This window comes from Halovenus rubra, from assembly GCF_026586665.1.
Lineage (GTDB): Archaea > Halobacteriota > Halobacteria > Halobacteriales > Haloarculaceae > Halovenus > Halovenus rubra.
This window is the reverse complement of sequence record NZ_JAODIY010000013.1, coordinates 304,311-316,782: the sequence shown is the minus strand read 5'-3', so window position 1 is coordinate 316,782 and position 12,472 is coordinate 304,311. Positions and strand designations below refer to the sequence as shown.

At 55.5% G+C, this 12,472-nt stretch carries 8 protein-coding genes and 1 pseudogene; 6 read left to right on the top strand and 3 right to left on the bottom strand.

Annotation, left to right across the window (positions count from 1 at the left end; genetic code table 11):
* Positions 1-52: 52 nt before the first annotated feature.
* The 3 genes and pseudogenes from N5098_RS13885 to N5098_RS17720 all read right to left on the bottom strand — a co-directional run.
* Positions 53-1,093 (bottom strand): phytoene/squalene synthase family protein, encoded by a 1,041-nt coding sequence (locus N5098_RS13885; protein ID WP_267638471.1) that lies wholly within the window; start codon positions 1,091-1,093, stop codon positions 53-55.
* Positions 1,094-1,236: 143 nt separating this feature from the next.
* The gene (locus N5098_RS17640) at positions 1,237-1,320 is read right to left on the bottom strand and encodes a helix-turn-helix domain-containing protein (RefSeq protein ID WP_382231139.1); all 84 of its coding nucleotides are present in this window, start codon (positions 1,318-1,320) and stop codon (positions 1,237-1,239) included.
* A gap of 111 nt (positions 1,321-1,431) precedes the next feature.
* Positions 1,432-1,614, bottom strand: a pseudogene (locus tag N5098_RS17720) (hypothetical protein); the annotation flags it as partial.
* Between the two features lie 279 nt (positions 1,615-1,893).
* On the opposite strand from N5098_RS17720, the gene N5098_RS13875 reads away from it, so the two are divergent.
* The 6 genes from N5098_RS13875 (at position 1,894) to acnA (ending at position 12,455) form a co-directional block, all read left to right on the top strand.
* Entirely contained in the window at positions 1,894-2,661 is a 768-nt protein-coding gene (locus N5098_RS13875) for a Nif3-like dinuclear metal center hexameric protein (protein WP_267638515.1), read from the top strand.
* Between the two features lie 300 nt (positions 2,662-2,961).
* Positions 2,962-5,706 (top strand): DNA-directed DNA polymerase, encoded by a 2,745-nt coding sequence (locus N5098_RS13870; RefSeq protein WP_267638469.1) that lies wholly within the window; start codon positions 2,962-2,964, stop codon positions 5,704-5,706.
* A 187-nt stretch (positions 5,707-5,893) separates the two neighbouring features.
* A complete protein-coding gene (locus N5098_RS13865; protein ID WP_267638468.1) occupies positions 5,894-6,805 on the top strand; it encodes an ABC transporter ATP-binding protein in 912 nt (303 codons plus the stop codon).
* Between the two features lie 32 nt (positions 6,806-6,837).
* Positions 6,838-8,262, top strand: coding sequence for a Fe-S cluster assembly protein SufB (gene sufB / locus N5098_RS13860; protein WP_267638467.1), 1,425 nt, complete (start codon positions 6,838-6,840; stop codon positions 8,260-8,262).
* Between the two features lie 16 nt (positions 8,263-8,278).
* Positions 8,279-9,490: a Fe-S cluster assembly protein SufD gene (sufD, locus tag N5098_RS13855; RefSeq protein ID WP_267638466.1), complete on the top strand. Its 1,212-nt coding sequence runs from the start codon at positions 8,279-8,281 to the stop codon at positions 9,488-9,490.
* Between the two features lie 235 nt (positions 9,491-9,725).
* A complete protein-coding gene (gene acnA / locus N5098_RS13850; RefSeq protein WP_267638465.1) occupies positions 9,726-12,455 on the top strand; it encodes an aconitate hydratase AcnA in 2,730 nt (909 codons plus the stop codon).
* Positions 12,456-12,472: the final 17 nt, after the last annotated feature.

The window sequence follows — 12,472 nt, the reverse complement described above, 5'->3', positions numbered from 1 at the left end:
AGTACAACACATGTCGTATGAGACCGGCAGTGTCTCACGTGCTTTGTACTAGCTACTGACCAAGCTGACTGTTCTTAATTTCTGTCTGTAGCTCCTCGATTGACGGACGATCTTCGCCTGCAAACGCATCCAGTAAGGCATGTACCTCGTCTCGGGAGACCTTCACGTCCCCGTCCAGCATCACGTCGGCGGGGCGGGTGCGTAACTCACGCATTGTTCCGATAGCAAGCAAATAGGGAATCGCCCAGGCGCTCAGTGTGTTTCCACGACTGGTGGGCATCGTCTCTAGCCACGTGCGGGCTTCGTCGGTGTACTTCTTTGCCCGTGAGACAAGCGAGTTGATAACTGGAGTGAATGCCTCACCCGCTGTCTCGTCTCCAATATCCTCGTGGTCAAGCCCATGGCGGTCAAGCAACTCGCTTGGAACATAGACGTTGTTTTCCTCGTCGTAGTCGACAGACACGTCTTTGGCGACGTTGACCAACTGCAACAGCAACCCAAATGACGAGGCGACGTCATAGAGTTGTTCTTGGGTGCGCTCTGGGGCGTCCCGAGCAACTAGTCCAGTGACCAGATGACCAACGGTCCCGGCGACGTACCAGCAGTATTCTTCGAGTTCATCGACTGTTTCGATACGAAGGCCTCCGTCCGCTGCATACCTATCGATGAACATCCCCATCCCATCTATCATTTCAAGTACTGCTGGCCGTATCTCATCTTGTGACTCCTCGGGAAGTGCAGCGAACGTCTGTAGCAGCCGGGGCGTCTCAGCCACAACACGCCAATCCGCTGACGGCGACGCTGGAACCCACGCCTCGACTTCATCCATGAACGCATTGAGGCTGGCGTTGTCACCCGACTCAAGGGCATCACGATAGAGATTTAACAACTGCACCTGTTCGCTTGCAGGAATAGAATCACTATCTTCGACCGTATCAGCAACACGACAGAGAAGATAGCCAACACAAATCTCACGTGCCAGTGGCTCTTCGAGTTCGGAGATAGTGAGTGCGAATGTCCGAGAAACATCGCCGACTACCTCGTAACACCACTCGAAGTCGGGCTCGACCGCTGGTGAAGCATTATCTCTCACTAGTAATACGATAGGTCGAATTCTGTAAAAAATGCTGGGGAGTATCACTCCGCTATAACTGTAGTTCGTCGAGAAATTTTGACTGTGCAGCTTTAAGATGTTCCGTGAATGTCGACAAGCCAACGTCGAGTGCTTCTACAACCTCACGAGCGTTTGCCACGCGTAGGGTAATCAACATACCCCCCGTTGTAGGCCGTCTGTAACACTTCGCGCTGGCGGGCTGTCAGTCGTCGGGCATCAACTAGACTGATTTGGGTCTCCTCTTCGTTGGCTCGCTCGGCGAGCAGATACTCGAGACGTACGTCACCGAATCGGTCTGTAACCTCTTGGAAACTCTGTCAAAGCCCGAACAAACCACGGGTATGGAGGGTTATGTGGAAGTCGCCCTCGACTGTGTGACCCTCGCTTACCGGCTCAACTCCCTGTTGGATAAACTCACAGATGCACAGGGCTGAACTGCTACGGTCGAACTCGTAGACACGCTGTGTCCCATAATCGAACACCTCGTCGAAGTAATCATCCGTGCCGTCCGGAAGTCTGTTATCAGCAGTGAACTGGTCTGTGACACTCTCCTCGGTGGCCTCTGTCCCGCAATCTCAGTCAGCGACCTTTCCATGCCAGTTGAGGCACTCGCGACGGGACAGTCATCCGGTGTTTCGAACACCAGACCCGCTCGAATCCCGTTTCTATTGCCATCTCTGGACGTTTCTGTCAAATAACAGTTCGCCTGTTCCTTCCGTGTAAAACAGGCATGCCTCGAAGGGAGAACGCATAGGATGACGGAGCGTGAACAGCGACGCATGCACTGTCAAAACTTTGTCGACCGACTTGATGATATACTACAAACGGACGCCTACGCCGACCTTGACGCGAGTGCGAACGGGTTACAGGTCGGCCCAGCCGACCAGACGCTTTCGAATGCGGTGTTCGCCGTTGATGCCGCTGTCGAGACAATCGAGCGCGTGGCCGACAGTGGTGGCGACATCCTTGTCACTCATCATGGGCTTTCGTGGGGCGGTATCGAGCGTGTTACGGGTCGACAGTACGCGCGGATTGCCCGGCTCATTGACAACAATATCGCACTTTATACGTCTCACCTTCCCCTCGACGGTCAACAGGAACTCGGGAACGCGGCCGGTGTCGGTGACGTGCTTGGAGTTGAACAGCGCACTCCGTTCGGTAAGATTGGACCGGAATACATCGGTCAGCAAGGCAGACTCACCGAGGAACAAACAATCGGCGCAGTTCAAGAAACACTCCAGTCGGAACTCGACACTGGCGGTGAAGCTGTTCAGGTGCTTGAATTTGGCCCAGAGACTGTTCGTGATGTGGCAATTGTCACAGGAAGTGGAACCGACTGGCTTGACGAGGCCATCGACTGCGGTGTCGACGCGCTTGTGACTGGCGAGGGCAAACAGCAGGCGTACCACAGAGCGCGTGAGGCAGGCATCCATGTGGTCCTTGCCGGCCACTATGCGACCGAGACGTTTGGCATCCAGTCGCTCGCTAACCGTGTTTCAGACTGGGGCGTCGAGACAACAGTTCTCGACTGCCCCACAGGTCTCTGAGCAGACTAGGGCCGGCGACTTGTTGCTGGTCAGAGTACCCGATTTGCCCGCAGTTACAGAGCGAAACAAACGGACAGTTATCTCGACAAACGATCCGCTGACAGGGCCAAACAACTCACTGCGGAGACGTGCGAGAAGCTTCTGGCACAGTCTATGACCAGACCCTAACACGCCGTTCGTTGATAGCCGTCCACACTAGGGGTGTGGAACGTCTCCTCAGACACCTGCCATCTGACGGTTCCTGTCCGATAGTCGCCAGACCGCGAACGTTTTTATCCGGGAGGCCGAACAGCGGGCAACATGAGCCAGCGCGAGCTCGGGGACTACGGCGGTGGAAATCCGGAAGACCGCCCGGCTGAAGAGGCACAGGCGGTTGCCGGAAACGGTGGGTCAGACGCAACCTACGTTGACACCAGTGACGCGCTGTTCCCCGATGTCGAGGAAACTGTCGATATCGCAGTGATGCAGGTTGATTATACAATCGAAGGGAGTGGCGACGACGAACACCCAATCGTCCACGTCTTCGGGCGAACTCCCAAACAGGACCTCATCCACGTTCGGGTACGCGAGTTCCAACCATACTTCTATGCTCCTGCCGAAAACGTCACTGAAGGCCGGTTGATGGAGTATGACCGAATTACTGGCTGGGACAAAGTTGACGAGGAGGGAGAACCGTTCGAGTCAATTCGCGGCCAACGACTGGTCAAAATCTACGGGCAAACACCTCGTGACGTTGGCCAGATCCGTGATGAGTTTGACCACTACGAGGCTGACATACTCTTCCCTAACCGTCTGCTTATCGACAAGGATATTACCAGTGGAATTCGCATCCCAAAGCGCGCAATTGAGACCGGTCGGAACCGGCTGACACTCCGTGCTCATCACGAGGAAATCGAAGCTGTCGACGTTGACGCCGACCCGCGGGTAAACACGTTTGATATCGAGGTAGACGACCGCTCGGGGTTCCCCGAAGACGGTGAGGAGCCGATTATCTGCCTCGCTAGCCACGATTCTCTGGACGACGAGTACATCCTCTGGCTGTACGAGGCGCCCGACGGAAACGACGCCCCTGACGTACTCGCCGACTACGACCCAATCGAAACTGACAGTCGACAAAAGCGCGACGGTGAAGCGAATCTCTCTGTCGATATCCGCCGGTACGGAACCGAAGAGGAGATGCTCGAATCGTTCCTCGACTATCTCACCAACACTGACCCCGACGTGTTGACTGGCTGGAACTTTGACGACTTCGATGCACCCTACCTTATCGACCGGCTCCAGAACCTCGCAGACGGTACGGACCGGAATCTTGACTTCAACCGACTCTCGCGTGTCGATGAGGTCTGGGATAGCGGGTGGGGTGGGCCAGATATCAAGGGCCGTGTGGTATTCGACCTGCTCTATGCATACCAGCGAACGAAGTTCACCGAACTCGACTCCTACCGGCTGGACGATGTTGGCGAGCGCGAACTCGGTGTCGGAAAAGAACGATATCCCGGAGATATCGGCGATCTCTGGGAGGAAGACCCCGAACGCCTACTTGAGTACAACCTCCGAGATGTGGAGCTGTGTGTTGAACTCGATCGCGAACAGAACATCGTTGCGTTCTGGAACGAGGTCCGCCAGTTCGTCGGCTGTAAACTCGAAGATGCGACGACGCCCGGCGACGCTGTCGACATGTACGTGCTACACAAACTCCACGACAAGTTCGCACTCCCTTCGAAAGGCCAGCAGGAAAGCGAGGACTACGAAGGTGGAGCCGTCTTCGACCCAATCACCGGTGTCCGCGAAAACGTCAGCGTGCTGGATCTAAAGAGCCTGTATCCGATGTGCATGGTGACAATAAACGCTTCCCCCGAGACGAAAGTTGACCCAGAGGAGTACGACGGTGAAACGTACCGGGCACCGAATGGGTCCCGCTTTCGGAAAGAACCTGACGGAGCAATCCGGGAGATGGTCGACGAACTTCTCACAGAACGTGAAGACAAAAAGGCACTGCGGGACGACCACGACGCAAAAACTGCCCAGTACGAGCAGTACGACCGACAGCAACAGGCTGTCAAGGTTATTATGAATAGTCTGTACGGCGTGCTGGGATGGGACCGGTTCCGGCTCTATGACCGGGAAATGGGTGCAGCCGTCACGGCGACCGGTCGAGATGTTATCGAGTTCACCGAACAGGTGACAAACGAACTCGACAAGGAGGTTATCTACGGCGATACCGACTCAGTCATGGTCAGCGTCGGCGATGACGTGACAAAAGACGAGGCAATCGAGCGCTCGTTCGAAATTGAAGAGCGTATCAACGACGCCTACGACGAGTTCGCCCGAGAGGAACTTCACGCCAACGAACACCGGTTCCAGATAGAGTTCGAGAAGCTGTATCGGCGGTTTTTCCAAGCCGGTACGAAAAAGCGCTACGCCGGCCACATCGTCTGGAAGGAAGGCAAAGACGTCGACAATATCGACATTACTGGCTTTGAGTACCAGCGGTCAGACATTGCTCCCATCACCAAGGAGGTTCAAAAAGACGTCATTGAGATGATTGTCACCGGAGAAGATGCTGAGGAAATCAAAACATACGTCCACGACGTTATTGAGGACTTTATGAACGGTAACGTCGACTTGGAAGATGTTGGTGTGCCAGGCGGTATCGGAAAACGGTTGGATAATTACGACACAGAAAGTGCTCACGTCCGGGGAGCCAAATACGCAAACAGGGTGCTCGGAACAAACTTCCAGCGTGGCTCTAAACCCAAACATCTGTACATGGACCGGGTACACGCTGATTTCTTTGAGCGGATTGAACGCAAAGACGATGGAGAGTTGAAACCGGACCCTGTGTACAACGAGTTCAAGCGAGACCCCGATGTTATCTGCTTTGAGTACGCCGACCAAGTCCCCGACGAGTTCGAAATTGACTGGGAGAAAATGCTCGATAAAACGCTTGAGGGTCCGATTGCACGCATTCTTGAAGCACTCGGAATCTCTTGGGATGAAGTCCGGTCAGGCCAGACACAGACGGGATTAGGGCAGTACAGCTGAGGCCCGTAGCTACCGTACAGTTTGCTAATTAGAAACAACGCATCGAATACAGCCCCCAATATCTCGCACATCTACTGAATTCATTTTCATATCAAAAACCATATTTTCGGTTCTGGAAAAATTGCGGTGAAAATGCGAAAGCATTATCACCGTGACGACCATCTTTTCGGATGACCTAATCAAAACAATGGCAGTACTCAAAATCGAGAACTTACAGGCTCAAGTAGCAGAGGAAGATGGAGAGCAGATTCTGCGCGGTGTCGACCTCGAAGTCAAGAGCAACGACATTCACGCACTGATGGGACCCAACGGAAGCGGGAAATCGACGCTGGCGAAAGTCATCGCCGGTCACCCTGCTTACGACGTAACTGGTGGCAGCGTGACGCTCGAACTCGAAGGGAGCGAGTTCGACGAAGACGTTCCTGCCGACCTGGCGGAGTGGGACCTGCTCGACCTTGAACCGAACGAGCGAGCGGCACTGGGTATCTTCCTTGGCTTCCAGTACCCTGCCGAAATCGAGGGTATCACAATGGTGAATTTCCTCCGGACGGCGCTCAACGCCAAGCTCGAAGAGCGCGAGGAGCTCTTCACGGATGAAGACGAGGAAGTTGAAGCTGAGGACGAAGACGATGCTGGCTACGAGACCTCCCCGATGGAGGGGCCACAGGACGAGGGTGAAGTCGGCGTCGCCCAATTCCAACAGATCCTCCAAGAGAAAATGGAACAGTTGGATATGGATGAAAAGTTCGCCAGCCGTTACCTGAACGCCGGCTTCTCGGGCGGCGAAAAAAAGCAAAACGAGGTTCTCCAGGCAGCGATTCTGGAGCCGGAAATTGCAGTGCTTGACGAAATCGACTCCGGGCTGGACATCGACCGACTCCAAGATGTCTCCAACGGCATCAACGCGCTGCGTGACGAGCAGGGAACTGGTATCCTCCAGATCACCCACTATCAGCGCATCCTCGATTACGTCGAGCCCGATTACGTCCACGTAATGCTCGACGGTAAGATTGCAAAGAGTGGCGGTGCCGAACTGGCCGAGAAACTCGAAGACGACGGCTACGACTGGGTTCGCGAAGAAGTATACGAGACGGCCTAACGCGATACGATACCAAACACTACTGATACACTATGAGTTCAGAAGACCTCCAAGAAACTGACACTGAAGCCCGATTCGAGTTCAAGAAAGAAGAAAAGTCGGCGTTCAAGTCCGACAAGGGGCTGACCGAGGAAACCATCCGAGTCATCTCTGAGGATAAAGATGAACCCGAGTGGATGCTAGAGCGTCGCCTCCGTGCGCTGAACCTGTTCAAGGAGATGCCAATGCCGACGGACTGGCCCGGCCAGCCCGACCTCTCGGAAATCGAGATTGACGAAATTGTCCCCTACATCCGCCCGGACATCGAAACCCGTGGCGGCGTCGATGACTGGGAAGACCTACCCGAAGAGATTCAGGATACGTTCGACAAGCTCGGTATTCCCGAGGCCGAGAAAAACGCACTTTCCGGCGTCGGTGCGCAGTACGAGTCCGAGATTGTCTACCAGAACATGAAAGAGCAGTGGGAAGATAAGGGCGTCATCTTCATGGACATGGACCGGGCTGTTCAAGAACACCCGGAAATCGTCCGTGAACACTTCATGACTTCCTGTGTTCCCCCGAGTGACAACAAGTTCGCCGCACTCCACGGCGCTATCTGGTCGGGCGGTTCGTTCGTCTACGTTCCCGAAGACACGACCGTCGAGATGCCCGTACAGGCATACTTCCGGATGAACAGTGAAGGAATGGGACAGTTCGAGCACACCCTCATCATCGCCGAAGAGAACTCCGAAGTTCACTACATTGAGGGCTGTTCAGCGCCGAAATACTCCGCCTTCAATCTTCACTCCGGTGGTGTCGAGGTGTTCGTCGGCGATAACGCTCACGTCCAGTACTCCACGGTCCAAAACTGGTCGCGCAACACTTACAACCTGAACACGAAACGCGCCATCGTCGAGAGTGACGGGACGATGGAGTGGGTTTCAGGTTCGATGGGTTCGAAAGCGACGATGCTCTACCCGAGCACCATCCTCAAAGGCCCCGGTGCGACGGACAACCACATCACGATTGCGTTCGCTGGCGAAGGCCAGAATATCGATACCGGCGCAAAAGTCTACCACAACGCGCCGAACACGCAGTCAACAATCGAGTCCAAGTCCGTCGCCAAGGACGGCGGCCGGACCAACTACCGCGGTCTTGTCCACATCGCAGACGGCGCAGAGAACTCTTCGACGGCAGTCGAGTGTGACGCGCTGATGTTCGACAACGAGTCGACATCGGATACGATGCCGTACATGGAGATTCAGGAATCGAACGTCCACGTGGCCCACGAGGCAACCGTCGGAAAAATTGGTGACGAGGACGTGTTCTACCTCCAGTCGCGCGGTCTCGACGATGATGACGCAAAGCAGATGATTGTAAACGGCTTCATCGAGCCGATTACCGAGGAGCTTCCCATCGAGTACGCAGTCGAACTCAACCGGCTCGTTGAACTCGAGATGGAGGGCTCGCTCGGATAACCCCGAGGTGACTTCCATGAGTACGCAAGTACACGCAAATCTGACAGAAGAACAGGTAACAGAAATCAGCGAGTCCCTCGGCGAGCCAGAGTGGCTTCTCGAAACGCGCCTCGAAGCGTTCGAGGCACTTGAGGGCCTGGAGATGCCTGATGTCATCCGAACTCCCGGTCGAGACTGGACGAATCTCGATTCGCTAGATTACGAGACGCTCGTCGACCCGCTTGACTGGGCACAGGAGAAAGACCGCGTTGACGCCGACGGTGTCGACGTACTCTCCTGGGAAGAGGCACTCGACGAACACGGTGACCTCATTGAACAGCGGTTTGGCAGTGTTATCGACACAGAGCGGAACTATCTGACTGCACTCTCGACGGCACTATTTAGTGCCGGAACGGTCGTCTACGTCCCTGAAGGCGTCACCGCTGAAGACGTGACGATTCGGACCGAAATGAACTCCCGGTCGCTGTTCAACTACACGCTTGTCATCGCCGAAGACTCCGCGAGCGTGGCAATCCTAGAACGGCAGTCGACAGGCGAGGAGATGGACGGACAACGCTACTACAGTGGCGTTGTCGAAGCAGTCACTGGCGAAAACGCGCACGTCCAGTTCGGAACGCTTCAAAACCTTTCCGAGGAGACATACAACTATCAGGTCAAACGCGGCCACGCCGACACGTACGGGAGCCTCAACTGGATCGAGGGCAACATCGGCACCCGGATGACCAAGTCATCGGTCGAGACGCGGCTTATTGGCGACAGCAGCGAGTCCAAGATTGTCGGCGCGTTCTTCGGTCACGAAGACCAGCACCTCGACCTCGCAAGCCGTGTCTGGCACGAAGGCGAACACACCACTGCTGACCTCGTGACCCGTGGCGTCCTCGATGATGTCGCCCGGTCTGTCTACGAGGGTGTCCAAGACGTCGGTGAAGACGCATGGGATACCAACTCCTACCAGCGCGAGAATACACTAATGCTCTCGGATGAAAGCGAAGCCGACGCTTCACCGAAGCTCATTATCAACAACCACGACACCGAAGCGAGCCACTCTGCCACTGTTGGCCAGGTCGACCAAGAAGACTTGTTGTACCTGACCTCACGGAGTATCGCCGAAGAAGATGCCATCAACATGCTTGTCGAAGGCTTCTTCGTGCCGGTGCTCGACGAAGTGGAGGTTGACGAACTGCGTGAAGACACACAAGAGCTCATTGCAGACCGACTCCGAACATAACTTCGGTAGTCGGTAGTCGGCTCTCACCCTCAATTTTTGCTGTCCACTCTGTTGAGAATACGCACTCTCGTTCGAGACCTATCAGTCCTGCTCTATAGTGGGTATTTGAGGAAGGCAGTACACAGTTTCGGTATCTTGTCATAGCGTAACGTTGGGAGGACTGCTAGGTGTTACGATACATATAAGGAATATATGGGTAACCGATTAAAGACCCTATTTCGTACTATCGATAATCATGGCAGATGTAGACCCCTTCGATGCAGTTCGAGAACTCTCAGTCGACGGAACATCGTATAAGATAGCAGACCTCACGGTTCTTGAGGAACAGGGGCTCTGTGACCTCGATTCGTTGCCGGTGAGTATCCGAATCCTCCTCGAAGCTGTCCTACGAAACGTCGACGGTGAGCGTATTACAGCCAAAGACGTTCGAAACGCAGCGTCGTGGGAGCCTGCTGTCCCGGACGTAGAAGTGCCCTTCAACCCGTCACGAATTGTTTTGCAGGACTTGACAGGTGTGCCAGCAGTGGTCGACCTCGCGGCGATGCGCTCGGCGGCCCTGCGTGCTGGCGAAGACCCTGATATTGTAGAACCAGAGATTCCTGCGGACCTCGTCATCGACCACAGTGTGCAAGTCGATTACTTTGGCTCCGACGACGCTTACGAGAAAAACGTCGAGATGGAATACGAGCGCAACGAGGAGCGATATAAAGCAATCAAGTGGGCAGAACAAGCCTTCGAGGATTTCAACGTCGTTCCCCCGGGGACTGGCATCGTCCATCAAGTCAACCTCGAACATCTCGGCCGAGTCGTTCACAGCCGTCAGATAGACGGCGAACAGTGGCTTCTGCCCGACACACTTGTCGGTACCGACAGCCACACGCCGATGATCAACGGCATCGGGGTCGTCGGCTGGGGTGTTGGCGGTATCGAAGCGGAGGCCGCACTGCTTGGCCAGCCAATTACCATGACTTTGCCAGAGGTTGTCGGCGTCAAACTCACCGGCGACCTACCGGAGGGAGCGACCGCTACTGACCTCGTGCTCCATATCACAGAGACACTCCGACAGGTGGGCGTTGTCGACAAGTTCGTCGAGTTCTATGGGCCCGGCGTCTCGCAACTTTCAGTCGCCGACCGTGCGACCATCGCGAACATGTCACCCGAACACGGCTGTACTATCAGCATGTTCCCTGCCGACGAGAAAACGCTTGAGTATCTGGAGCTCACTGGTCGTGAGGACGACCATATCGAACTGGTTCGGGAGTATCTCGAAGCCCAAGGGCTGTTTGGCGAACACGACCCCGAGTTCACTGAGACCGTCAACTTCGACCTTGGCGACGTGGAGCCAAGTCTTGCTGGCCACAAGAAGCCGCATTCACGGATTCCGATGGGTGACCTTGACGAGCATTTCCCGACACTGCTCGAAGAAGAGGGGGTCGTCGACTCGGGTGCAGCCGAAAGTGACGGCGGCGTCGTCACTGATACCAACCAGCAGACACTCAACGAAACAGTTCCAGTCACACTCGATGATGGGACAGAGACCGAAATTGGCCACGGGAGTGTCCTCGTCAGCGCGATTACGAGCTGTACCAATACCTCCAACCCGTCAGTGATGGTTGCTGCCGGGTTGCTTGCCCGGAATGCCGCCGAGGAAGGCCTCGAAGTACCGGATTATGTAAAGACATCGCTTGCACCCGGAAGTAAAGTAGTCACGGAGTATCTCGAACAGGCCGACTTGCTCGACGACCTCGAAGCGCTTGGCTACCACGTCGTCGGGTACGGCTGTACGACCTGTATCGGAAACTCTGGCCCACTTCCTGACCCAATTGAGGCCGCTATTGAAGAACACGACCTCTGGACGACGAGTGTTCTCTCGGGCAATCGAAACTTCGAGGCGCGTATCCACCCGAAGATTCGCGCGAACTACCTCGCCAGCCCACCGCTGGTCGTCGCCTACGGGTTGGCTGGACGGATGAATATTGACCTCGAAACAGAGCCACTGGGGACGAACGAGGCGGGCGACCCGGTCTATCTTGACGATATCTGGCCTGACCCTGACGAGATTCATCGGACGATTCACGACAACGTCTCACCCGAGATGTTCGAGGCAAAGTACGCAAGCGCTTTCGAGGGCGACGACCGTTGGGACACACTTGAAGCGCCGACCGGCGATGTCTACGAGTGGGACGACGAGTCAACCTATATCCGTGAGCCGCCGTTTTTCAGGGACTTCCCGCTTGAAGAGCCGGGCGTTAAGGATATCGACGGAGCACGCTGTCTGTTGACACTTGGGGATACCGTAACGACAGACCACATTAGTCCTGCTGGGCCGTTCAACGAGGAACTGCCAGCCGGTGAGTGGCTCGAAGAGCGTGGCGTCGAACCCTACGAATTCAACACTTACGGCGCACGGCGTGGCAACCACGAGGTCATGATGCGGGGGACATTCGCCAACGTCCGAATCGAGAACCAGATGCTCGACGACGTTGAAGGTGGCTATACGGTCCACCATCCGACAGACGAAGAGACAACAGTCTACGACGCAAGCATGCGCTATCAGGACGAAGACACGCCGCTTGTCGCCATGTCCGGCATCGAGTTCGGAACCGGGTCGAGTCGCGACTGGGCTGCCAAAGGGACTGACCTACTCGGTATCCAGGCGACAATCGCCGAAAGCTACGAACGAATCTACCGCGACAACCTCATCGGAATGGGTGTTTTGCCCCTTCAGTTCCAGCACGGAGACTCCTGGGAATCACTCGGCCTTGATGGCAGCGAAGTCTTCGAGATTCGTGGGCTTGAGGACGGCCTCGAACCGAACGACGAACTGACGGTCAGAGCAGAAGATGAAACCGGTGAAACAACTCAGTTCCCCGTCACAGCACAGGTCGGAACGCCCGCAGCTGTCGAGTACGTCGAGAACGGCGGTGTGCTCCACCTTGTCCTCCGTCGGCTGTTGACTGAGTAAGCGGAGCATCCCTGAAA